Annotated in this window: 21 protein-coding genes; 10 read left to right on the plus strand and 11 right to left on the minus strand. The window is 71.3% G+C overall.

The genetic code is table 11. The features are described from left to right. Window positions 1-51: 51 nt before the first annotated feature. On the plus strand, window positions 52-651 hold the full coding sequence (locus tag OHA84_RS28765; RefSeq protein WP_053679965.1) for a hypothetical protein: 600 nt from the start codon (window positions 52-54) through the stop codon (window positions 649-651). Between the two features lie 56 nt (window positions 652-707). Beyond that, window positions 708-1,484, plus strand: coding sequence for a DUF4239 domain-containing protein (locus OHA84_RS28770; protein ID WP_266950537.1), 777 nt, complete (start codon window positions 708-710; stop codon window positions 1,482-1,484). Window positions 1,485-1,515: 31 nt separating this feature from the next. On the opposite strand, the gene OHA84_RS28775 is transcribed toward OHA84_RS28770, so the two are convergent. The 3 genes from OHA84_RS28775 to OHA84_RS28785 all read right to left on the minus strand — a co-directional run bounded on the left by OHA84_RS28775 (window position 1,516) and on the right by OHA84_RS28785 (window position 3,981). Then, complete coding sequence (locus OHA84_RS28775; RefSeq protein ID WP_266969101.1) at window positions 1,516-2,694, minus strand: MAB_1171c family putative transporter; 1,179 nt, start codon at window positions 2,692-2,694, stop codon at window positions 1,516-1,518. Further along, window positions 2,691-3,248 carry a hypothetical protein gene (locus OHA84_RS28780; RefSeq protein ID WP_053679959.1) on the minus strand — a complete coding sequence of 186 codons (558 nt, stop codon included), beginning with the start codon at window positions 3,246-3,248 and terminating at the stop codon, window positions 2,691-2,693. The genes OHA84_RS28775 and OHA84_RS28780 overlap by 4 nt, the downstream gene beginning before the upstream one ends. Window positions 3,249-3,312: 64 nt before the next feature. Further along, the gene (locus tag OHA84_RS28785; protein WP_053679957.1) at window positions 3,313-3,981 is read right to left on the minus strand and encodes a helix-turn-helix transcriptional regulator; all 669 of its coding nucleotides are present in this window, start codon (window positions 3,979-3,981) and stop codon (window positions 3,313-3,315) included. A 154-nt stretch (window positions 3,982-4,135) separates the two neighbouring features. On the opposite strand from OHA84_RS28785, the gene OHA84_RS28790 reads away from it, so the two are divergent. From OHA84_RS28790 to OHA84_RS28800, 3 genes are all read left to right on the plus strand, one after another. After that, window positions 4,136-5,182: a helix-turn-helix domain-containing protein gene (locus OHA84_RS28790; protein ID WP_371591475.1), complete on the plus strand. Its 1,047-nt coding sequence runs from the start codon at window positions 4,136-4,138 to the stop codon at window positions 5,180-5,182. 147 nt (window positions 5,183-5,329) lie between these two features. After that, window positions 5,330-6,679: a 6-phospho-beta-glucosidase gene (locus tag OHA84_RS28795; RefSeq protein ID WP_053679953.1), complete on the plus strand. Its 1,350-nt coding sequence runs from the start codon at window positions 5,330-5,332 to the stop codon at window positions 6,677-6,679. 72 nt (window positions 6,680-6,751) lie between these two features. Beyond that, window positions 6,752-8,860 (plus strand): MDR family MFS transporter, encoded by a 2,109-nt coding sequence (locus OHA84_RS28800; protein ID WP_266969097.1) that lies wholly within the window; start codon window positions 6,752-6,754, stop codon window positions 8,858-8,860. 232 nt (window positions 8,861-9,092) lie between these two features. Here the strand turns inward: OHA84_RS28800 and OHA84_RS28805 are convergent, their stop codons facing one another. After that, window positions 9,093-9,641 (minus strand): NUDIX hydrolase, encoded by a 549-nt coding sequence (locus tag OHA84_RS28805; protein ID WP_266969095.1) that lies wholly within the window; start codon window positions 9,639-9,641, stop codon window positions 9,093-9,095. Between the two features lie 279 nt (window positions 9,642-9,920). Here OHA84_RS28805 and OHA84_RS28810 point away from each other — a divergent pair, with 279 nt between their 5' ends. Then, window positions 9,921-10,904 carry an NAD(P)/FAD-dependent oxidoreductase gene (locus OHA84_RS28810; RefSeq protein ID WP_266969093.1) on the plus strand — a complete coding sequence of 328 codons (984 nt, stop codon included), beginning with the start codon at window positions 9,921-9,923 and terminating at the stop codon, window positions 10,902-10,904. Window positions 10,905-11,112: 208 nt separating this feature from the next. Next, complete coding sequence (locus OHA84_RS28815) at window positions 11,113-12,504, plus strand: NAD(P)/FAD-dependent oxidoreductase (protein WP_266969091.1); 1,392 nt, start codon at window positions 11,113-11,115, stop codon at window positions 12,502-12,504. 24 nt (window positions 12,505-12,528) lie between these two features. Here the strand turns inward: OHA84_RS28815 and OHA84_RS28820 are convergent, their stop codons facing one another. Then, complete coding sequence (locus OHA84_RS28820) at window positions 12,529-13,599, minus strand: ATP-dependent DNA ligase (RefSeq protein WP_053679944.1); 1,071 nt, start codon at window positions 13,597-13,599, stop codon at window positions 12,529-12,531. A gap of 75 nt (window positions 13,600-13,674) precedes the next feature. On the opposite strand from OHA84_RS28820, the gene ligD reads away from it, so the two are divergent. The 3 genes from ligD (at window position 13,675) to OHA84_RS28835 (ending at window position 15,627) form a co-directional block, all read left to right on the plus strand. Then, on the plus strand, window positions 13,675-14,694 hold the full coding sequence (ligD, locus tag OHA84_RS28825; RefSeq protein WP_053679942.1) for a non-homologous end-joining DNA ligase: 1,020 nt from the start codon (window positions 13,675-13,677) through the stop codon (window positions 14,692-14,694). 76 nt (window positions 14,695-14,770) lie between these two features. Further along, window positions 14,771-15,298: an HAD domain-containing protein gene (locus tag OHA84_RS28830; protein WP_266969088.1), complete on the plus strand. Its 528-nt coding sequence runs from the start codon at window positions 14,771-14,773 to the stop codon at window positions 15,296-15,298. Window positions 15,299-15,369: 71 nt separating this feature from the next. Further along, window positions 15,370-15,627, plus strand: coding sequence for a WhiB family transcriptional regulator (locus tag OHA84_RS28835; protein ID WP_053679938.1), 258 nt, complete (start codon window positions 15,370-15,372; stop codon window positions 15,625-15,627). Here OHA84_RS28835 and OHA84_RS28840 read toward each other — a convergent pair whose 3' ends face one another. The 6 genes from OHA84_RS28840 to OHA84_RS28865 form a co-directional block, all read right to left on the minus strand. Next, window positions 15,628-16,149 carry a hypothetical protein gene (locus OHA84_RS28840; RefSeq protein WP_266969087.1) on the minus strand — a complete coding sequence of 174 codons (522 nt, stop codon included), beginning with the start codon at window positions 16,147-16,149 and terminating at the stop codon, window positions 15,628-15,630. 62 nt (window positions 16,150-16,211) lie between these two features. Continuing rightward, on the minus strand, window positions 16,212-16,832 hold the full coding sequence (locus OHA84_RS28845) for a hypothetical protein (RefSeq protein ID WP_266969085.1): 621 nt from the start codon (window positions 16,830-16,832) through the stop codon (window positions 16,212-16,214). Beyond that, window positions 16,829-17,959, minus strand: coding sequence for a hypothetical protein (locus OHA84_RS28850; protein ID WP_266969083.1), 1,131 nt, complete (start codon window positions 17,957-17,959; stop codon window positions 16,829-16,831). Before OHA84_RS28850 ends, OHA84_RS28845 begins: the two co-directional genes overlap by 4 nt. Continuing rightward, window positions 17,952-18,251 carry a hypothetical protein gene (locus OHA84_RS28855; protein ID WP_053679930.1) on the minus strand — a complete coding sequence of 100 codons (300 nt, stop codon included), beginning with the start codon at window positions 18,249-18,251 and terminating at the stop codon, window positions 17,952-17,954. The genes OHA84_RS28850 and OHA84_RS28855 overlap by 8 nt, the downstream gene beginning before the upstream one ends. Before the next feature lie 72 nt (window positions 18,252-18,323). Further along, entirely contained in the window at window positions 18,324-19,295 is a 972-nt protein-coding gene (locus OHA84_RS28860) for an acyl-ACP desaturase (RefSeq protein ID WP_053679928.1), read from the minus strand. An 880-nt stretch (window positions 19,296-20,175) separates the two neighbouring features. Continuing rightward, the gene (locus OHA84_RS28865; RefSeq protein WP_053679926.1) at window positions 20,176-21,822 is read right to left on the minus strand and encodes an ABC-F family ATP-binding cassette domain-containing protein; all 1,647 of its coding nucleotides are present in this window, start codon (window positions 21,820-21,822) and stop codon (window positions 20,176-20,178) included. Window positions 21,823-22,122: the final 300 nt, after the last annotated feature.

Genomic DNA, 22,122 nt, shown 5'->3' on the forward strand with positions numbered 1-22,122 from the left:
CCCGCGCTGCCGCCGGTCATGACTGACGAACGGATCGGGAGGTCGTGCCGCGTGGTGACCGCATGGCAGTACGTCGCCGGGGCGGGCCTGGTGGGCGCCCTCTGTCCGCTGCACGGGCACGTGGCCGTGGCCGGGGACGGCCACGGGCGGGGCGCCCGGGTGGACGTGTGCGTACCGGGCGGGTCCCTGCACGTCCGGCCACCCGCCGGCGGGCCGGCCGTCGTCCTGCCGCCGTCCGTACCGTCCGTCGTGCCACCCGTCCTCCGGCCGCCCGTACGGATGACCCTGCCCGGCGCCGGGCCGACCGCGCACCACCCGGGCCGGGCCCCGGGGCTCCCCGCGGCCCCCGAGGGCCCGCACACCGCCCCGGCACCGGGACTCCCCGTCCGGCCCCCGGCCGCCCCGGCCCGGCCGGGGGCACCGGCCGCCGCCTCGCCCGCCGAACCCGTGCCGTCGGCCGCGCCCGCGCCGGCCCGGGCGAGGACGGCCACGGAGTTCACCAGTGCCTTCCGGATGCGCCCGTACCACCCCTCGGCGTCCGAACGCCGAGCCCCCGACGGCCTGTCCGCCATGATGCTCATGGTCGTCGTCGGAACCCCGGCGGTGCTCGCCGCCGCCGCGCTGCGACCCCGCTCCAAGGGCCGCGGCTAGCCGCCCGGCGGCCTCGCGGTCCCTTCCCCACCGAACTTCCGAACGGGAGATCCCTCGTGTCCGAATGGCTGGTCCTGGCCATCGCCATGGCGCTCGTCTGCGCCCTCGTCCTCACCATCACCACGATCCGGCACCGCCGGGTCGCCGCCGACGAGGACACCAGCGAGACCCCCGACGTCATCGAGTACATGACGATGATGGTCGGCGTGGTCTACGCGATCGTCCTGGGCCTGGCCATCGCGGGCGTCTGGGAGGCGCGCGGCACCGCCGAGGACAGCGTGCGCCGCGAGGCCCAGTCGCTGTACGAGGTGACCCAGCGCGCCGACGTCTACCCGGCCCCGGTCCGCGACCGGATCCGGGGCGAGGTGAACGCGTACGTCGCCCACACCGTCGCCGTGGACTGGCCGCTCCTGACCTCGGGTGAGTCCGCCTCCGCCGAGGGTGCGCGGCTGCTCGGCACGCTGCGCGGCGACGTCACCCACCAGAGCCCGACCACCGAACTCCAGGCACAGGCCTACCAGCCGCTGCTCGACCACATCGCGACCGCCGACGACGCCCGCCACTCGCGGCTGCAGAGCGACGAGTCCACGCTGCCGGGCGTGGTGTGGTTCGGTCTGCTGGTCGGCGGGGTGGTCACGGTCGGGCTGATCTTCACCCTCCAGATCCGCCGCTCCGGGCGGGAGTTGCTGCTGGCGGGGCTGTTCAGCGCGCTGATCGTGATGCTGCTGTTCATGGTGTGGAGCTTCGACGCGCCCTACGGCCGGGACGGGATCGACTCGGCCGGGCCCTTCCAGGACCTCTTCCCCGCCCTGTCGGTGACGGCTTCCCGCTAGACCGTCTCTCCGGGCTCCGGCCGGGACGGGCCTACGGGCCGGTCCCGGCGAGGGCGGCCTGCCGGCGCACCGCCGCCACCACGGGGGAGTGCCGCAGCGCGTGGGAGATCCGTACGAGGTCGCGCGCTCCCTCGGCGGTGATCAGCACCCGTTCGCCCTCGTCCCCGGCGCTCTCAGCGTCGCCGACGTCGGCGCGTACGGCCGCCGCCACCATCGCGGCGTCGGCCACGGCGCGCGCCGTCACCTCGTCCTCGCCGTCCGCGCGGGCCCGTTCGTAGGCGAGATCCCGGTGCCGCCGGTCGAAGCACGGGCCGAGCCGCAGGAAACCGTCGTGGATGTCCGACTCCCGCTGGATCACCCGGATCTCGGCCGGGGACCACCAGGACATCCGCACGCCGGGGACGCCGGCGGGCGCGGTGCGCTGGACCTCGTGCCAGAGCGTGCCCAGGCGGCGGTACGTCGACCAGGCGTGCAGGCTGTCCGACATCCGCTGGCAGAGCAGCGGCACCACGAAGCCGATGGCGCTGATCAGCGCGCCCACGGCGGCGAGCGGCGGGGCCACGTAGGTGCTCAGGTCGTCCAGGTCGTGCCCGGTCCAGCGAGCCACGACCGCGGACAACTTCGCGGCGTCGTAGGTGAGGCTGAAGGCGTATCCGCACACGATGACGACCAGGCCGCTGCGCAGCCAGCCGTTCACCTGGAGGGACCAGCGCCAGCACATCGCCACCATGGTCATGGCCGCCACGGTGTGCGCCACCAGGTAGAGGCCGATCATCGGCCCGATGCACGGGGTGTTCGCGTAGTAGGTGTCGAAGTCCCGCAGCCGTTCCACGGGGGTGGAGCCGAGGGCGAAGAGGATCATGATGACGGCGATGACGAGGGCGTAGCCGGTGATCCACCGGCGGGAGGCGCGCCGGATGTCCTCGGCGGGTCCGCCCCTCCAGTTGAGGAGGAGGACGAGACAGGAGGCGCTGAACGCCGTCATCAGGCAGTAGACCCAGGGGGCGGAGAAGTTGGTGATTCCCGTCCACCGGTTGACGGCCCCGATGGTGGGCGGGGCGGCGAAGGTGAACACGGATCCGGCCAGGAGCAGCAGGAAACAGACCGAGCGCAGCAGCGGGTCACGCCAGTTGGTCCGCAGTGCCGGCAGTTTGAAGACGAGGGAGATCGCCATCGCGACGGCCGGTATGTAGTAGTCCTGTCCGTTCAATGCTCGTTCCTGTGCCCCCGGTAGCCGAGGGAGGTCTCGATGCGGCCCGCCAACTGGTCGCGCTGCGCGGGTGCGCGCTGGCCGGAGGACCCGGCCAGCCACGTCCGGCACCGGCTGCCGAGGAGGAGGCCGAAGGTTTCCGCGTCGGTCTCTTCCCGGACGTCGGCGCGGGTGCGCGCGGCGACCCGGCGAACCGTCTCGCCGAGGTCGGCTTCGTCGGTCAACATCCGGGCGGCGACGGCGGCTCCGTCGACGTGGTGACTGCAGTGACCGGCCTTCATGTGCCATAGCTCGTGGCCGAGGATCACCAATTGGTGGTCCGGCGCCGTGCGTTCCTCGATGACCACGAGATCGCGGTCCGCCATGTCGAGCCACAGGCCGCTCGCCGTCCCCTGGGGGAACGGTGCCATCCGGAACTGCACCGGCCGGCCGCGGTGTCTGCTCATGCCCTCACAGAGGGCGGCGTAGAGGTCCACGGGTTCCACGGGGGTGGTCAGCTTGAGGCCGGCCACGAGTTCCCCGCACAACCGCCGCTGCTCTCTGCCTATGCTCACCGTTCTCCCCGTCGGCGCGGATCCGGATCAGGACTCAAGGATCAGATCCAGACTTTCGACTGGGTCATGATTCGTTCGGTTTGACGCTTTCCAGGAGCATGTCCAGCCATTCGGTCACTTTGTCCCGGTGCTTGTCGCTGGGCAGTTGGGCGGCGCGCCAGGCGATCCCCCGCACTCCGTGGTCCTGCAGGAGTCTTGCCAGCGGATCGCCCACCGAAGCGGTTTCGGCCGGTACGGTTTGCCGCTCGCGTCCGGCGAAGTCCTGGAGCAACTGCTGTTCGGTCCGCTGGAGCGCATCGGTCAGGGCGTCGGCGTCGTGGGCGGTGAGGAAGCCCGCGTGTACCCCGAAGAAGCGCTGGATGGCGTCGCAGTGCTCCATGGTGGGCCGCCGGTCGCCGTTGATCAAGGCTCCTGCCTGCTGCCGGGACATGCCCGCGCCGTCCGCGATCTCCTGCTGAGTGTAGCGGCGGCCGTTGGGTTTCACCCGGGTGCGTCGCAGCAGGTCCAGCCGCTGGAGGAAGCGTGTCTGGAGGTCGGGTTCGCCGGCCCGCCGGCCGTCGAGGAGGGTTTTGACCACGTCCGTGGGAACGCCGGAGGCGTCCGAGAGCTTGCGCAGGTCGAAGACCTGGTTAAGGTCACGGCCCATTTTGCCCGCGAGTTCGGCTACCCGCGTGACGGTGGCTGCCAGAGACACGTTGGCCACCGCGACGGGAGCCGGGAAGCCGTCTGTCACCAGTGGTTCTCCTAGATCGCGCGAGGTCGGTACAGGCACGTGAGTCGGCCTCAGGGAATCTATCCGGTCTCGCGCGGCAGGGCCAGAACTTGCCACAGCTGTGGCGGGAATGAGCTGCCAAGAGGCTGGAATTGCCACAATAGTTGACACTCGAATGAAGTCGGTAGCAGGATCGCCACACGGAAATGAAGATCCAGACCGTGAGGAGGGGGAGCTCTCGGTGCTACATCTCGCAGCGGTGGGCCCGTCCGATGGCCTCGCCCGAGCCGGTGAGGAGCGCCTGGCGGACGATGAAACCGCCCGTGGCGCAGTGCGGTCGGAGCGACGCAAGGAGATTTTGCGCCGGCGCCGCGAAGAACTCGGATTGAGCCAGGAGGACATCGCCGCACGGCTGGGCATCAGCGTGCGCGCGTACGGAAACTGGGAACGCGGCCTGGTCAAGGAATGGACCGACCGGAAGCTGCTCGCCCTGGCCGAATCCCTGGAGATGAGCGAGCGCCAGTGCTTCTGGCTGTTCCGCGTCATGGTCGACCGGGACCCGCCGCCCACCTGGCGCGCGGCGGAGGAGAACCGGCTGCCCGAGGACCCCGCCCAGCGCGACTACCTGTGCGACTACGCGGCCCTGATGGAAGCCGTGCCGTACCCGAGTTTCCTGGTGGACCACCGCTGGGACGTGGCCCTGACCAACTCCGCCTTCGACCGGCTCTTCCAGTCCGTGCGCCCGCACCCCACGGCCCTGCCGGACGACAACTTCCTGCGCTTCGTACTGTTCCACCCGGACGCGGCCGCCGTTCTGGAGGACCATGAACCGGCCTGGTGCGTACCGCTCCTGGCCCAGTTCGCCAACGCCCTGGCCGTCGCCCCTGACGACGAGGGGCTGCGCAGCATCCGCCAGGAGGTCGCCCGTGACCCGTTCATGGAGGCCGCCTACCGGTACGGCGTCCCCCACTGGCTGAGCACCCACGGGGCGGCCGCCGCCGAACTGGACGGGGCCGTACGCACCGTGCGCCACCCGGACCCCGGCTGGGGTCTGGTGCGTTGCCGGATGGTGGCCGAATCGAGCCGCATGCTGGAGGAGATGGGCCTGGCCCGCATCACCCTCGTCCTGTCGGCGCCGAACGGTCTGCCGACCGGCCCGATCCGCGGCGTGGCGACGTCCCCGTACCAGCAGGGGGCGCGCCTGCGCGCCGTGCCGTCGTAGACGCGGTGATCCCCGGCGGGGCGCCGGCGGGGGACACTGGGCTCCTTGATCGTGTGCCGCGTCCCGGATGCCGCGGAGCGGGAACGCGCAGGACGCGCCACCGCATCCGTGTCGCCGATCGTGGCACTGGCGAAGGGCGGTAGAAGCGTGCGGCTGACCATCCTCGGCGGGGGCGGATTCCGCGTACCGCTCGTCCACGGAGCCCTGCTCGGCGACCACGCCGAGGGCCGGGTGACCCGCGTGACCCTGTACGACGAGGATTCCGGCCGGCTCACCGTCATGGCACGGGTGCTCGCGGACCAGGCCGCCGGAGTACCGGACGCGCCGACCGTCGTCACCACCACGGACCTCGACGAGGCCCTGCGCGGAGCCGACTTCGTCTTCTCGGCCATTCGCGTCGGAGGCCTCGACGGCCGCGCCGCCGACGAACGGATCGCCCTGGCCGAGGGAGTCCTGGGGCAGGAGACCGTGGGCGCGGGCGGGATCGCGTACGGCCTGCGGACCGTGCCGGTGGTACGCGAGATCGCCCGCAGGATCGCCCGGATCGCCCCCGAGGCCTGGGTCATCAACTTCACCAATCCGGCCGGCGTGGTGACCGAGGCGATGGCCGAGGAACTCGGCCACCGGGTGATCGGCATCTGCGATTCCCCGGTGGGGCTCGGCCGGCGCATCGCGCGCCTGCTGGGGGCCCGGCCCGAGGAAGCCTGGATCGACTACGTGGGCCTCAACCACCTGGGATGGGTCCGCGGGCTGCGCGTCGGCGGACGCGACGAACTGCCCCGGCTGCTGGCGGACGACGCGGCCCTGGAGTCCTTCGAGGAGGGCCGGCTCTTCGGCGCCGCATGGCTGCGCTCGCTCGGCGCGATCCCGAACGAGTACCTCCATTACTACTACTTCAACCGCGACACCGTGCGCGCCTACCAGGAGGTCGAGCAGACCCGCGGAGCCTTCCTGCGCGACCGGCAACGCGGGTTCTACGCCGAGGCGGCCCTGCCCGGCCGGCCCGCCGGCGCGGCACTCGCGGCCTGGGACCGCACCCGGGCCGAGCGCGAGGCCACGTACATGGCCGAGAATCGCGAGGCCGCGGGCGTCGGCGACCGCGACGAGAGCGACCTGGAGTCCGGCGGCTACGAGAAGGTCGCGCTCGCGCTGATGCGGGCCATCGCCCGGGACGAACGCGCCACCCTGATCCTGAACGTCCGCAACGGCTCCACCCTGTCCGTGCTCGACGCCGAGGCGGTCATCGAGGTGCCCTGCCTGGTCGACGCCAACGGGGCGCACCCGGTGGGCGTGGCCCCCCTGCCGCTGCACGCGGTGGGGCTGGTGACCTCGGTCAAGGCGGTGGAGCGGGAGGTCCTCGCCGCGGCGGCGAGCGGCTCGCGGGCGAGCGCCGTCAAGGCCTTCGCCCTGCACCCGCTCGTGGACTCGGTGGGCGTGGCCCGCCGCCTCCTCGACGGGTACGCGGCGGAGCATCCGGGGCTGGCCTACCTGCGCTGACGCGGCGCCGGGGGGAGGCGTCCGGCCGGTCGTGCCCGGCCGGCTGGGGTCAGTCGTACGGCCCAGCGCCGCATGCGCCGCGCCGGGCGTGCTGTGAGAGTGCGAGATGTGACCACCGCCCCCGCCGTAGTCGCGGCGCCCCCCGTGCTCGACCGGCGGCAGCGCAACGTCGTCTTCGGCACGATCATGCTCGGCGTGCTACTGGCCGCGCTCGACCAGACGATCGTGGGCACCGCCCTGCCCACGATCGTGGCCGACCTCGGCGGTGGCGACCACATGTCGTGGGTGGTCACCTCGTACCTGTTGCTGGAGACGGTCTCGACCGTACTGGTCGGCAAGTTCGGCGACCTCTTCGGCCGAAAACTGATCTTCCAGCTCTCCGCCGTCATCTTCATCACCGGCTCGTTCCTGTGCGGTCTCGCGAGCAACATGACCCTGCTGATCGTGTGGCGCGGCGTACAGGGCATCGGCGCCGGCGGCCTGATGGTCACGGCGATGGCGCTGATCGCCGACGTGGTCCCGCTGCGCGAGCGCGGCAAGTACCAGGGCATGATCGGCGCCGTCTTCGGTGTCGCCACCGTCATCGGACCGCTGCTCGGCGGACTGTTCACCGACCAGCTGACCTGGCGTTGGTGTTTCTACGTCAACGTTCCCATCGCGATCCTCGTCGTCATCGCGGCCGCCCGCACCATCCCGTCGGTGCGCGCCGAGGGAAAACCGGTCATCGACTACCTGGGCATCGCCCTGATCGCCATCGGGGCGAGCGCGCTGATCCTGGCGACCAGTTGGGGTGGCAACGAGTACGCCTGGACCTCGGGTGTCATCATCGGCCTGTTCGCGGGCGGTCTCGTCGCGCTGGCCCTCTTCTGCCTGGTCGAGACGCGGGCCGCGGAGCCGATGCTGCCGATGCGACTCTTCCACAACCCCGTTTTCGCGGTGTGCTCCGTCCTGAGCTTCGTCGTGGGGTTCGCGATGCTCGGCGCGATGACCTTCCTGCCGACGTACCTCCAGTACGTGGACGGGGACTCCGCCATGATCTCGGGCGTCCGCACCCTGCCCCTGGTGATCGGCCTGCTGATCGCCTCCGTCTTCAGCGGAAACACCGTCAGCAAGACCGGCCGTTACCGGATCTTCCCCATCGTCGGCTGCGCCGTCATGGCACTGGGCCTGTACCTGCTCTCGCGGATGGAGCCGGGGACCGCGTCCTGGCTGGAATCGCTGTACATGTTCGTGCTCGGCACCGGCATCGGCCTGTCCATGCAGGTCCTGACGATCGCCGTGCAGAACACCGTCGACTACGCCGACCTCGGCACGGCCACCTCCGGCGTCACCTTCTTCCGTACGCTCGGCAGCGCCTTCGGCACCGCCGTCTTCGGCACCATCTACGCGAACACCCTGGGACCCGCACTGGAGGCCGCGATCCCGGAGGCCGCGCGAGCCACCGGAGCGGACCCGGCACAGGTGGCCGAGGCCGCGCACAGCCCCGAGGGGGTGCACGGGCTGGACCCGGCGACGGCCGCGCCGATCATCGAGGCGTACGCGCACGCCCTGCACACGGTGTTCCTGTGGACGGTGCCCGTCGCGCTGTTCGGGTTCGTCGTCGCCCTCTTCCTCAAGCAGGTCAGGCTGCGTGACAGCGCCCGGGCCGGCTCGACCGACATGGGCGACGGCTTCGGCTCGCCCGCCACGGCCTCCGGGGACTCGGCGAAACTGCTGGAGCTGGCCGTCGGCAAACTCGTACGGAGCATGGGGGCGGACACGGCGCGCGGGATCGTCGCCGCCTCGGACACCCGCCTGGACATCGCGGGGGCGTGGGCGGTGATGCAGGTGGACCTGCTGATCCGGACGGTCGGGTACTCGAGCCTCGGCCTGGTCGCGGCGCGGCGCTCGCTCCCGCCGGAAGTCCTGCTGCCGGTCTTCGAACGGATGGTGGACGAGGGGTACCTGGCCCGCGAGAACGACTTCGTCTCCCTGACCCTGGCGGGAGAGCGGGAGGCGGGCGTCATCTCGCGCGCCTGGGGCGACTGGCTCGGCGACCGGTTGGAGAAGGACCGGGGCCGGCCGCGCAGCGCGGAACTGCGTGCGGCCGCCGACGCCATCGCCAAGCGGCTGCTGGCGGAGGACCTGCGCGACGGCAACTTCGCACCGAGGTCGAGGCCGACCGCGGGGGCGGCGACCTGAACGAAGGGCCTGTCGCCGATCCGGGCGGACCTCTTTGCCCCGTGGCCCCTCGCGGCCGCCTCCGAGACCGACTGGCTCGCCGGGCTCGCCCAGGACGACGGTCTCACCGGTGACGAGATGCCCGGACGGCCCGACGCCGCCTGGGTGCTCGGCGGCATGTACGGCGACGTTCGCCGGGCCGGTTGGTCAGGATGGGGCTGGAATCGGCCTGCCGCCCCGAAGGACGCCGTTCTCACTGCGGATGCGTGCCGGCCCAGCCGTGCGTCGCGTAGTCGTACGTCGAGACGGCGGGAAGGCCGCGGGCTTCGGGGAGGCAGGTGCGCAGGACCGTCACCGAGGGGACGTAGAGGTCCGCCGGGATCTCGGTGGGGGCGAACCAGGCCCAACGGGCGATCTTGTCGGGCTCGGTGACCGCCGGTGTGCCCTCGGCGGTGCGGGTGACGGCGGCCGCGGTCAGTCGCGTCACGCCGGACGCGGAGTCGATGTGGACGGCCAGGACGTCGATGTCCTCGGGTTTCGCGCGCAGGCTCGTCTCCTCGGCGAGTTCCCGCGCCGCGGCCTGTTCGAAGCCCTCTCCGGGGTCCACCTTGCCGCCGGGGAGTTCCCAGCGGCCGTCATGGGCCAGGCCGAGCAGGATTCGGCCGTCGGTGTCGACCACGACGAGGCCGACGCCCACGACGGCGTTCGGTCGGGGAGCGGCGCGTACCCAGGGCTCGGTGGTGGATGCCGCGGGGTCGGTGGGTCCGGTGGGTCCGGTGGGTCCGGCGGGTGCGGGGGCCATGGCTCCATTTGCCGATTCGGCAAGGACATTTGTCAAGCGGGGCGCGTCGGGGTGACGCTCGGGGCCGCCAGCGACTGAAGCGAGTCCGCGAGACGGGTGTGGCGGGTGGATTGGATTGCGATGGGTGAGGTGGGTGCTGTGAGTACGACGGGTGCTGTGAGTACGACGGGTGTGGTGGGCGTGATGGGTGCTGTGCGTTCGACGGGTGCGACGAATGTGGTGGGTGCTGTGAGTTCGACGGGTGCGGTGAGTGCGACGGGTGTGACGAGTGGGCTTGGTGTGGCGGAAGACGCGAATGTCGCGGACGTCGTGGTCGTGGGTGGTGGAGCCGCCGGGCTCGCCGGGGCGTTGACCCTGGCCAGGGCCCGGCGGTCGGTGCTGGTGCTCGACTCCGGAAGTCCGCGCAACGCCCCTGCCGCGCACGTGCACGGGTACCTCGGTCACGACGGCGCGAACCCCGCCGAGCTGTTGGCCCGCGGGCGGGCGGAGGCACTCGGGTACGGGGCCCGGATCCGGTCCGGGGCCGCCGGCACCGTCGTCGCCGCCGACCGCGTACCGGGCGGGGGATTCCTGGTCCGGTGCGGGGACGGCTCGGTCGTACGGGCGGGCCGGCTCCTGGTCGCGACCGGGCTGCTGGACGAGCTGCCGCCCGTGCCGGGGCTGCGGGACCGCTGGGGGCGGGACGTGCTGCACTGCCCGTACTGCCATGGATGGGAGGTGCGGGACCTGCCCCTCGCCGTGCTGGCCACCGGGCCCCTCGCCGTGCACCAGGCGGGGCTTTGGCGCCAGTGGAGCGACCGGGTGACGCTGCTGTCCCACACCTGGGCGCCGGGACGGGACGAGCGCGAACTGCTCGCGGCCCGGGGGGTCGAGGTGATCGAGGGCGAGGTGACGGGCTTGGACGTGGGTACGGACGACCGGCTCGCCGCGGTCGTGCTGGCCGATGGCCGGTCGGTGGCCTGTCGGGCGCTGGTGGTGGGCCCGCGGTTCACCGCCCGGTCCGGGGTGTTGACCGGCCTGGGGCTGCCGGAGGCCACGATCGAGCGGGACGGCCGGGTGGTCGGCACCTGTGTGGACTCGGATCCGCAGACCGGGGCGACGGCGCTGCCCGGTGTATGGGCGGCGGGCAACGTGACGTCCCCGATGGAGCAGGTGGCGGGCGCCGCCGCGCAAGGGGTCCGGGCGGCCGTCGCCATCAACACCGACCTGATCGAGGAGGAGACCCGCCGTGCGCTGAGGGCCGGCCGCGGGGACGCCGGCTGACCTTTGCCGTGCCTTGGCCGGTCGCCACGACGCACCGGTTGCCACGACGCACCGGTTCCGTGCGCACCGGTTCCGCGCGCACCTGTTCCGATCGTTCGCGTGATCGTGCGAGGCGATGGGGACATGTGTGCGGGTTTCGGGCACCTGCCGGCCGTGCAGGCTCTGATCCGTGTGATCGTCGTACGGTTCCTTGGCTCAGGGGGGCGCAATGGCACATGTCCTGATCATCGGCGGAGGCATCGGAGGGCAGGCGACCGCGCTGCTCGCCGCCCGGCGCGGCCACACGGTGGAACTCTTCGAACGGGACACCCGTGCTCCCGGTACCGCGCTCGACCGCGACTTCTTCGGCTGGCACCGCCCGGCCGTGCCCCAGGCGACCCAACCGCACGCGTTGCTCGGCGCCGCACGGAACGTACTGCGCGTCGAACTGCCCGACGTCCACGCGGAGATGCTGCGGCTCGGGGCGCGTGAACGACACGAGCTCGACTGGTTCGACGCCCGCCCGCCCACCCGCCCCGGCGACGAGGACCTCGTCATGCTCCAAGCCCGGCGCATCGTCCTGGAGAGCGCGCTGGCCACCGCCCTGCGTGCCGAGACCGGGGTGGTCGCACGTCATGGAGAGCCGGTCATCGGGCTGACCACCGTGACCGGGCCCGAAGGGATCCGGGCCACGGGGGTGACCGCGCCGACCGGGACGTTCTCCGGGGACCTCGTGGTCGACGCCGGCGGGCGGCGGGGCGGCGTCGAACGCCTCCTCGCCGAGGCGGGCTGCCGCCCCGTCCCCGTGGAGCGGCACCGTACGGGGTTGGCGTACTTCTGCCGCTGGTACCGGTTGCCCGACGGCATGGACGAAGGCCCGCGCCGCCCCTGGGCGGTCACCGGCGGTGCGTTCGCCGGGTGCGCCGTCTTCCCCGCCGACAACAGGGTCTTCGCCGTCACGCTGTTCGTGCACACGGGGGATCCCACGCGCGCCGCGCTGCGCGATCCCGAGGTGTTCGAGGCCGCCGCGCGCGCCTTCCCTCCCGGCGCCGCGTGGCTGGGCCTGGGCGCCGAACCGCTGTCCGACGTCATGGCCGCCGCGAGCCTGGACAATCGCTGGTCCGCGCCGGCCGACGAGCAGGGGCCGGTGGTGAGCGGGCTGGTGCCCGTCGGGGACGCCATCACCCACACCAACCCGACCCTGGGCCAGGGAACTTCGCTCGCCCTGTGGGCCGCGAGCCGGGTGGCGCGCACGGCGCACCAGGACCCGGGCTCGTACCGGTTCGCCGCCGAGTACCACGCCTGGGCGCTTCGGACGCTGAAACCGTGGTTCGACTTCCAGGTCGTGGCCGACGCGGCCATCGGGGAGCGGTTCGCGACCAGGGCGGCTCGTACCGGGACGGCACGCGAGGTGGCCGCGCTGTTCGACTGCGCGCTGGAGGACCCGGAGGTGATGCGGGCCCGGGCCCGCGTGCGCCACCTGGCCGACCCGCCGGAACGGGCCTACGCGGACCCGGAGGTCAGGGCGCGGGTGGCGCGCTGGCTCGCGGACCGGCCGGACTACGCGCCGAACGAGGTCGGACCGGATCGCGCCGCATGGGAGAAGCTGACGGCGGGATGAAGGGGGAGGTGGGGAGGGGGCCGGTCAGCCTTCGGTGTTTCCGAGCACCTCGGCGAGGTCGTAGCGGACGACCTCCTCCAACTGGGCGTACGTACAGCTCTGCGGGGTCCGGTCGGGCCGCCACCGGCGGAACTGCGCGGTGTGCCGGAACCGGTCGCCCTCCATGTGGTCGTACTTGACCTCGCAGACGCGCTCCGGGCGCAGCGGCACCCAGGACAGGTCCTTCTTGCCGGTCCACCGGCTCTGCGCGCCGGGCAACCGGGCGCTCTCGTGTGCGGACTCCTCGGCCCATGCCGCCCAGGGGTGGTCTTCGGGGTCCGGCATGCGCAGCGGTTCGAGTTCGTCGATGAGCTCGGCGCGACGCTTCATGGGGAAGGCGGCGCACACGCCGACGTGCTGGAGGGCGCCGTGGTGGTCGTACAGGCCCAGGAGTAGTGATCCGACAATCGGACCGCTCTTGTGGAAACGAAAACCCGCGAGGACGACGTCGGCCGTACGCTCGTGCTTGATCTTGAACATGAGTCGGGCGTCCGGCCGGTAGGGGAGATCGAGGGGTTTGGCGATCACCCCGTCGAGCCCGGCGCCCTCGAACAGCTCGAACCACTCCTGCGCCCGTGCGAGGTCGGTGGTCGCGGGCGCGAGGTGAACGGGGGGCCGAGCGGTGGAAAGGACGTGGGCGAGGGTCTCGCGGCGCTCGGAGAGCGGGGTGTCCAGGAGGGCCCGGTCATCGAGCGCGAGCAGATCGAAGGCGACGAAGCCGGCCGGGGAGGTTTCCGCGAGGAGCTTCACGCGGGACGCGGCCGGATGGATCCGCTCCGTCAACCGGTCGAAGTCGAGCCGCGCGTCGTGGATGATCACGATCTCGCCGTCCACGACGCAGCGCTCCGGCAGGTTCTCCCTGAGAGCCGTCACCAGCTCGGGGAAGTACCTGGTCAGGCTCTTTCCGGTGCGACTGCCGATCTCGACCTCGTCACCGTCGCGGTGCACGATCGCCCGGAAGCCGTCCCACTTGGCCTCGTACTGCATGCCGGGCGGGATCTTGCCCACGGACTTGGCGAGCATCGGCTTCACAGGGGGCATCACCGGCAGATCCATGTCTTCGATTCTGCGATGGTACGTCCGGACCTGCCCGGTATGCGCACCCGGCCGGGCCCGCCTAACGTGGCGCACATGGGTGCTGCGGGCAATGCCATCGAGCTGGAAGCGGGAGGGCGGACGGTCCGACTGTCCAGCCCCGACAAGGTCTACTTTCCGGAGCGCGGCCTCACCAAGCGGGACGTCGCCGAGTACTACCTCTCCGTCGCGCCCGGGATCACCCGGGCCCTGCGCGACCGCCCCACCACGTTGGAGCGGTTCCCGGACGGGGTGGACGGCGAGTCCTTCTTCCAGAAGCGGGCCCCGAAGAACCTGCCCGACTGGATCCCGACGGCCCACATCGCCTTCCCCAGCGGCCGCACGGCCGACGAGATCTGCCCGACCGAGCCGGCCGCCGTCCTGTGGGCCGCCAATCTGGGCTGCCTCACCTTCCACCCCTGGCCGGTGCGCCGCGAGGACACCGACCGGCCGGACGAACTGCGCATCGACCTGGATCCCCAACCGGGCACGGACTACCATCACGCGGTCGCCGCCGCCCACGAGTTGCGCGCGCTGCTGGAGGAACTGGGCCTGCGGGGCTGGCCCAAGACCTCGGGCGGGCGCGGGCTGCACGTCTTCGTACCGATCGCACCGCGCTGGACGTTCACCGAGGTCCGGCGCAGCGCCATCGCGCTCGGACGGGAACTGGAGCGACGGATGCCGGGCAAGGTCACCACGGCCTGGTGGAAGGAGGAACGCGGCGAGCGGATCTTCGTCGACTACAACCAGACCGCCCGCGACCGGACCATCGCCTCCGCGTACTCCGTCCGCCCACGCCCGCACGCCCCGGTCTCGGCTCCGCTGCGCTGGGACGAGGTGGACGACGCCGAGCCGCGCGACTTCGACATCGTCACCATGCCCGCACGCTTCGCCGAACTCGGCGACCTCCACGCCGACATGGACGAGCACGCCTTCGTGCTGGACGCCGTACTCGAACTCGCCGACCGGCAGGAACACGAGCACGGGATGGGCGACATGCCCTACCCGCCCGACTACCCGAAGATGCCGGGCGAGCCCAAGCGCGTCCAGCCGAGCCGGGCCAGGCACGAGGACTGAAAGCGATGATCGCCGTGACTCCGCACGGGGTCTGACCGCACGGCCCCGCGCCGCCGGATCCGGATACGGTACGACGATGACCGGCACCACGCGGCGCCCCCTGCTCTTCCTCGACGTCGACGGCCCACTCATCCCGTTCGGCGGCACCGGATACCGCGAGGCCCCCGAGCCGCGGGGGAACGAAGGCCAACCCGGAGGCAACCCCCTCCTGGCCAGGCTCGACCCCGGGCACGGGGCGCGACTCGCGGCGCTGCGATGCGACCTGGTGTGGGCGACGACGTGGATGGGCGAAGCGAACGAGTACGTAGCGCCGCGCATCGGCCTCCCGGAACTGCCCGTCGTGGCCTGGCCGGAACCGGCCGACGAGGGCGAGCGGGCCGGGGAGGACGAGCGGACCGGGCTCCACTGGAAGACCCGCACCCTGGTGGAATGGGCGACCGGACGCCCCTTCCTCTGGGTCGACGACGAGATCACCCCCGCAGACCGGGCGTGGGTGGCCGTACACCATCCGGCCCCGGCCCTGCTGCACCGCGTCGATCCCCGTACGGGGCTGACCGACCGGGACTTCGCCACGCTTGCGCGATGGCTGCGCGACCACCCGTAGATCGTGCATGATGCACCGGTGTTGATCAGGCGTTGATCGGACGTCCATCGCCGGCGATGAGTATCTCCGTCATGTCGATGAACACGAGTGAACGGCCGACCAACGCAGTGGCCGCCCCCGCCTGGTACGAACTCGCCCTGTGCGCCCAGACGGGCCCGGGCTTCTTCTTCCCGGAGCCGGGCTCCTCGCTGCGCGACGCGAAGCGGCTGTGCGGGGCGTGCGAGGGGCGTGTCGCGTGCCTGGAGTACGCCCTGGCGAACGACGAACGCTTCGGAGTCTGGGGCGGCCTCTCGGAATCCGAACGCCTCGCCCTCCGCCCCCGCCACTGATCAGGTCTGCGTCCCCTTCCCACTCCGCCGCCGCAACCCCACCCGCGAAGCCAGCACGTCATCCCCACCCTGCCAGCCCTCGGCCGGCACCTTGGCGGGTACGGCGCGGACCGGGTAGTGGCCGCCGACGGGAGACACGACCCCACCGAAACGGGGGTCGCCCGCGAACCAGATCCGATCCGGATGGCTGTTCTCGATGGTGGCCAGATCCAGGGGGAACGGGATGAGCCGGTAGGCGGATGCGTACGTTTCCGAGAACGGGATCTGGATGGTCGCCTGAATGCCGGTGGCACGGGGCGCATACGAGCAAGCGTGCTCGCGCCATGGATAGGACCGAAGGACTGCGGCGACGCGGTGGCGCCGGAAGTAGGCGATGAACACCACGGGGATGTAGGGCACCACGGCCAGGATGACGGCGAGGAACGCGAGCCTCGCCTGCGGGATCAGCCCGAACCGGAGACAGACGACGGAGACGAGCATCGAGCCGCCCAACAAGGCAACCCACTTGGTTCGTCGTGCCACCAGCCGCGTGTAACCGGCGGCAGTGGGCGGATGATCCCAAGCGACCTTCGTCAGTAGAGGCGTCACGAGAGCACCTCCAGGATGCGCGAGGTCCGCGGTCCACTGGAACTGCTCGGTGTGGGGTCCGAGAAGGTGAGGGTGTGGGTGATCGCTTCGAGGATGTCGCCGTATGCCTCGGCGTGGTGGGTCGCCGCGCTGGTGAGGTCCAGGACGAGGACGTGCGGCGCGCACGCGTGGGCTGTCGCCACTCTCGCTTGAAACATCTCCTGCCCCGTTTCGGGCAGCGTGATGGTGCCGCTGATCAGACAGCAGGGGAGCGACGAGGGGAGATCGATCGCTCGGCTGGTCGAACTGCTCCACACGCCGGATCGAGTGATCGCGAGTGCGGCCCGTGCCACGTTCAGCCGCGGATGAGAATCCACGCACGGCCTGGCGGTCAGGGAGAACAGGGATGTGGCGACCCCGGTGGCCTCGTCCGGATGCAAACCGATGGCGGTGTGCACCACCTGGTGACTGGCGAGTTCACGCAGGCCATCCATGAGCTGACCGAGTTGTCTCCGCGCATCGGGACTGTTCAGGGCGTTGGCCATGGTGTCGAGTGCGGTCCGGTCGCCCGGCCCGATGTCATGGAAGCCGGGAGGCAGACGGAACCACACAGGAGGCACGTCGGTATCGCTCGTCATGTCCTGATCGCCGTCCAGAAGTGGGCTGACTTGGCGGCTGCGGAGGGACCGTCCTCGATCGCGGCCCTGGCGCCATCGACTGCCGTGGAACCCTGCTCGACCGTCTCGTTGTCGGTCGCGTAGCCAACTCCGGCGGTCACCGCACCCACCGCCGCCACACCGGCGCCGACCCGCTCCCTCACCTCGGGGGTCGACGAGCGCATGGCCCAGGTGGAGAGGGGGTTCTCCACCTGCCTGAGATCCTCGGCCGCGGTCCACGTGGTGCGGGCGAATGTGCCCGCGCCCGGGGAGAGGCCGGAGAGGGCGCCGGCTTCGGGGACGGCCATCGCGGCGCGGGCGGCGACCGTTCCGGCCTTGGCGCCGGTCGCGACGGCGGCCACGCCCGGCACCGCGCCCAGGCTGTCGCCCAGCAACGTCACGCTGCTCTTCCAGAAGTCCGCGTCGAACTCGCCTTTGGTGAAGCCGTCGGTCAGGGGCTTCCGGAACTTCGGGTCCGCGAGGTGTGTTCCGAGGGCGGCCAGTGAGAGACCTCCGGCGACGAGCATCACTGCGAGGCCGGCCGGCGGACAGAACAGGGCCACGCCCGCCCCCACCGCGCCCAGGATGGCCGACGCGTTCGACAGGGCGTCGCCCGGGTCTTCCGTGATCTTGTTCCACAGTGACGCCAACATGCCCGGTTCCTTCGGGGCCAGTTTCGCGGCTGCCGAGTTCAGGGTCTTGGCGATGGCGCGGGCCGATGCCGTGTGGTCGGAGGCGAGTTCGTGTGCCAGGCGGCGGGCGTCGGCGCGGGCCTCGTCGGTCGTGGCGGCGGCGGCCCGGGATTCGTAGCGTGCAGCCAGGGCTCGGTGGGCGACCAGGGTCTCGTGCCAGGAGTTGAGTTGTCGGGCGGCGTCGGTCAGGGAGGTGTGGGCCGCGTTGAGGTAGCGGGGGAGTTCGCTCGACAGGGAGGCGCGGAACGCGGTGGCGGCTTCGCCCTGCCAGCTCGCGCTGTGCGAGACGAGGGCTCCGACGACCCGCCCGGCTTCCCCGAGGGAGGCCGCGGAGGTGGTGAGCTTCTTGGCCAGGGCCAGGACGGACGCGGGGTGTCCGGGGGCGGGGTCGAAGCCCAGCGCGGGGTGGTCAGCCACGGGCCGCGGCCTCGCGGAAGGCGTCGCGGATGGCCTTGTCCAACTCCGCGTACTCGGCGGCGCTGCGGTCCACGCCCGCCCGTACGTTCTTGACGCGTTTGGTCAGCTCGCGCGTGCCGTACGCCCATTTCTCCTGGAAGTCGTCGCAGGCGGCGTCGAGGTCACGGGTGCCCAGTTGGTCGGCCCGGACGTGGTCCAGTGCTTTCCGCGCCTCCCGCAGGGAGACCAGCGAGGAGTCCAGTGCCCGCGTCAGACGGGTCAGCTGGTCGATTTCCACCTGGAGGAAGGTCATGACGCGAAACCCTGGCAGAGCGGTGCTCTGCCAGGGCAATCGGCATCACTCGCCCGAGCGAGCGGAAATCGGTCAGCCCTTGCGGGCCGCGATGCGCGCCGCGCGGGCGGCCAGGCGCTCGTCGAACTTGCTGGCCTCGCTGTCCAGGCCGCCCATGAAGAGCCCGAGCTCTTCCTGCGCCTTCTGCCCGTCGGGGCCGAGACCGTCGATGTCCATGATCTTCAGGAATCGGATGACGGGGCTCAGTACGTCGTCGTGGTGGATCCGCAGGTTGTAGACCCCGCCGATCGCCATCTGCGCGGCCATCCGCTCGAAGCCGGGCATGCCGTGTCCGGGCATCCGGAAACCGACCACGACGTCCCGTACGGCCTGCATCGTCAGGTCCGGGGCCAGCTCGAAGGCGGCGCCGAGCAGGTTGCGGTAGAAGATCATGTGCAGGTTCTCGTCCTGCGCGATCCGGGCCAGCATCCGGTCGCAGACCGGGTCGCCGGACTGGTGGCCGGTGTTCCGGTGCGAGATGCGGGTCGCGAGTTCCTGGAAGGCGACGTACGCCACGGAGTGCAGCATCGAGTGCCGGTTGTCGGACTCGAAGCCCTCGGACATGTGCTGCATCCGGAATGCCTCGAGCTTGTCCGGGTCGACGGCGCGCGACGCCAGCAGGTAGTCGCGCATCACGATGCCGTGGCGACCCTCCTCGGCGGTCCAGCGGTGCACCCAGGTGCCCCAGGCGCCATTGCGGCCGAAAAGCGACGCGATCTCGTGGTGGTAGCTGGGGAGGTTGTCCTCGGTCAGCAGGTTGACGACGAGGGCGATCTTGCCGATGTCAGTGACCTTGGACTGCTCGGGGTCCCAGGCTTCGCCGTCCTCGAAGAGGGCGGGGAAGTTCCTGCCGTCGCTCCACGGTACGTAGTCGTGGGGCATCCAGTCCTTGGTGACCTTCAGGTGGCGGTTGAGTTCCTTTTCGACCACCTCTTCCAGCGCGAACAGCAGCTTGGCGTCCGTCCACGCCTCCGAGCTGCCGAGGTGGGGAGAGGTGATTGTCACGGGTGCTCCTGGGGGGACAGCGAATTACCTACGGTTCCGTAGCCTACGGAGTCGTAGGTTAAGCGTGACATCAAGGCCAGCCAAGCCCCAGGCGGATATATGTCCGGTTGCATCCGGTTATCTATGCAGTTCTGGGGGGTGCCGGAGGGCCTCCGAGGGGCGAAATGGGGGAGGCAAATCACGCCACCCGGTGTTTCGGCCCCTCCGGATTGACGCCGTAGGTGCGTGCGCGGCGCACGCCCTCGCCCTGGGAGGGCTCGTTCCGGGCGCCGTCGAGTCTGCTCGTGTGCATGCTTCGGTGCGTCGGTACGTGCGGGTACGCGTCGGTACTCGTGTGTCCTGTGCCCCCGTGTCCACGCGCGGCCCTTCGCCCGGATCGGGTCGGACTTCGAACGTTCCGGTGCCCTCGGGTGGCGGCCGGCGTCGGGATCGAGTCATTCCCCCGCAGGGCGTCGGTGGGGCTGCGGGAGGGGTCGATGGAGGCTCCGAGGTGAGGGGGTGTGGGGCGTGGTCGGGTCGGGTGTGCCTCGGGCGGCCCGAGTCTGGAACAGGTTCATGTGCGAATCGGGAATCCACACCGGGGGCGGCGAACCGCGTCCGCGGCCGGGCCGCCGAGGGGGCGGGGCCGACCCGTCGTGTGCGTGCGGTGCCGTCCGGCCCTGGGGGGCGGTCGGGGCGAACGGAATGGCGGAACGGGCGGGAGGCCGTCGCGCGGTCCACCACGTCGACCCCGGCGCCTCGGGCCCGGTGACCTCGGCCCGGTGACCTCAGGTCCGGGTGACTTGAGGTCCGGCGACCTCGGGGCCGGCAACCTGAGGGCCGCGCCGGCGCGGCCCCCCGGTCGTCCCGGACGCCGAAGTCGCCGGTCCCGGGACGGCCGTCAGGCGTGCCACAGGGACTCCCTGACCTCCTCGGCCGTCGTCGGCCGCAACTCGCCGTCGAGCAGCAGCCAGCGCGTGATGCCGATCGACTCCAGGAACGGCACGTCGTGCGAGGCCACCAGCAGCGCGCCTTCGTAGGACGCCAGGGCGTCCGTGAGTTGCCGCACGCTCGCCAGGTCCAGGTTGTTGGTCGGCTCGTCCAGCATCAGCAACTGGGGGGCCGGCTCGGCCAGCAGCAGGGCCGCCAAGGCCGCACGGAACCGTTCGCCTCCCGACAGGGTGCCGGCCGCCCGGTCCGCCCGCGCGCCCCGGAACAGGAAGTGCGCGAGTCGCGCTCGGATCAGGTTGTTCGTGGCGTGCGGGGCGAACCGCGCCACGTTCTCCACCACCGAGCGCTCGTCGTCCAGTACCGCCGCGTCCAGCCGCTGTGGCAGGAAGCGCGTCGGCACGTGCGTCAACGCCTCCCCGGACACCGGCGCCACCTGTCCGACGATCGTCCGCAGCAGGGTGGTCTTGCCGGACCCGTTGCCGCCGACGAGCGCGATCCGTTCCGGTCCGCGCAGCTCCCATTCGCCCGTGACCGATGCCCCGTGGACGAGCCGCAGGTCGCTCAGGGTCAGCACGCGCCGGCCCGGCGGCACCTGTGTCGCGGGCAGCTTGATCCGGATCTCGTCGTCGTCCCGGACCGCCTCCGCGGCCTGGTCCAACCGTTCGCGCGCTCCCGCCAGTTTCTCGGCGTGCATGGTGTGGTGCTTGCCCGCCGATTCCTGGGCGGCACGCTTGCGCGCGTTCATGACGATCTTCGGCTCGCGCTTGGTGTCGTACATCTTCTGGCCGTAGCGCTTGCGCCGGGCCAACTTGATCTGGGCTTCGGAGAGTTCGCGCTTCTGTCGTTGTACGTCGGCCTCCGCGACCCGGACCATCCGCTCGGCCGCCTCCTGCTCGGCGGCGATGAGTTCCTCGTACTCGGTGAAGTTCCCTCCGTACCAACGGACTTCCCCGTCGCGCAGGTCGGCGATCTGGTCGACCCGCTCCAGTAGCTCCCGGTCGTGGCTGACCAGGACCATCACCCCCGACCAGGATTCCACCGCCGCGTAGAGGCGGCGGCGGGCGCGCAGGTCCAGGTTGTTGGTGGGTTCGTCGAGCAGCAGGACGTCCGGGCGGGCCAGCAGCAGGGCCGCCAGTCGTAGCAGGACGCACTCGCCTCCCGACAACTCACCCACGGTCCGGTCGAGTCCGATCCGAGCGAGGCCGAGCTGGTCGAGGGTGGCGAGGGCCCGCTCCTCCACGTCCCAGTCGTCGCCGACGGCGGTGAAGTTCTCCTCGGTGGCCTCGCCCGCCTCGATGGCGTGGAGCGCGGTGCGGGTCTCGCGGATGCCGAGTACCTCGTCCACGCGCAGGGCGGTGTCGAGTGTGACGTCCTGCGGGAGGTGGCCGACGGTTCCGGCGACGGACAACCGGCCTTCCACGGGCCGGAGTTCGCCCGCGAGGAGCTTCAACAGGGTTGACTTGCCACAGCCGTTGACCCCGATCAGACCGGTTCGGCCGGGGCCGACGGTCAGGTGGAAATCGTCGAGGACCGGGGTCCCGTCGGGCCAGGCGAAGGACAGGTCGGTGCAGGTGAGAAAGGCAGGGGTGTGGCTCATGGAGGCCTCCAGGTTGCGTGGTGATCGTGTGCAACGCGGGGGAGACAACCGACAGGTCGGGACGACTGGTCACGGGGTCACGAGGTCACGGGAACGCGCGGTCACGGGGTCTCGTGAGGAGAGCGGTGACGGCGACGCCGGTGGTGACCGGGGTGACGGTGGTCGGTGTCTCGGACCTCAGAAGAGCAACGTCCTGCTCCGTTTCGACGGCAATGGGGCGTAGACGAAGCTACGGAAGGCCGGAGCCGCCCGCAAACGATTTACGCGCTTCCGGCCGATCGAGGTCGGAGCGTGGGCGGA

Origin of the sequence: Streptomyces sp. NBC_00513 (assembly GCF_041431415.1) — a bacterium.
Classification (GTDB): domain Bacteria; phylum Actinomycetota; class Actinomycetes; order Streptomycetales; family Streptomycetaceae; genus Streptomyces.

Excerpts from the sequence above, each read along its gene's own strand:
- OHA84_RS28790 (WP_371591475.1), top strand. The coding sequence starts at position 4,136 with ATGAAGTCGGTAGCAGGATCGCCACACGGAAATGAAGATCCAGACCGT.
- OHA84_RS28800 (WP_266969097.1), top strand. The coding sequence starts at position 6,752 with ATGCGCCGCGCCGGGCGTGCTGTGAGAGTGCGAGATGTGACCACCGCC.
- OHA84_RS28805 (WP_266969095.1), bottom strand. The coding sequence starts at position 9,641 with ATGGCCCCCGCACCCGCCGGACCCACCGGACCCACCGGACCCACCGAC.
- OHA84_RS28815 (WP_266969091.1), top strand. The coding sequence starts at position 11,113 with ATGGCACATGTCCTGATCATCGGCGGAGGCATCGGAGGGCAGGCGACC.
- OHA84_RS28820 (WP_053679944.1), bottom strand. The coding sequence starts at position 13,599 with ATGGATCTGCCGGTGATGCCCCCTGTGAAGCCGATGCTCGCCAAGTCC.
- ligD (WP_053679942.1), top strand. The coding sequence starts at position 13,675 with ATGGGTGCTGCGGGCAATGCCATCGAGCTGGAAGCGGGAGGGCGGACG.
- OHA84_RS28830 (WP_266969088.1), top strand. The coding sequence starts at position 14,771 with ATGACCGGCACCACGCGGCGCCCCCTGCTCTTCCTCGACGTCGACGGC.
- OHA84_RS28835 (WP_053679938.1), top strand. The coding sequence starts at position 15,370 with ATGTCGATGAACACGAGTGAACGGCCGACCAACGCAGTGGCCGCCCCC.
- OHA84_RS28845 (WP_266969085.1), bottom strand. The coding sequence starts at position 16,832 with ATGACGAGCGATACCGACGTGCCTCCTGTGTGGTTCCGTCTGCCTCCC.
- OHA84_RS28855 (WP_053679930.1), bottom strand. The coding sequence starts at position 18,251 with ATGACCTTCCTCCAGGTGGAAATCGACCAGCTGACCCGTCTGACGCGG.
- OHA84_RS28865 (WP_053679926.1), bottom strand. The coding sequence starts at position 21,822 with ATGAGCCACACCCCTGCCTTTCTCACCTGCACCGACCTGTCCTTCGCC.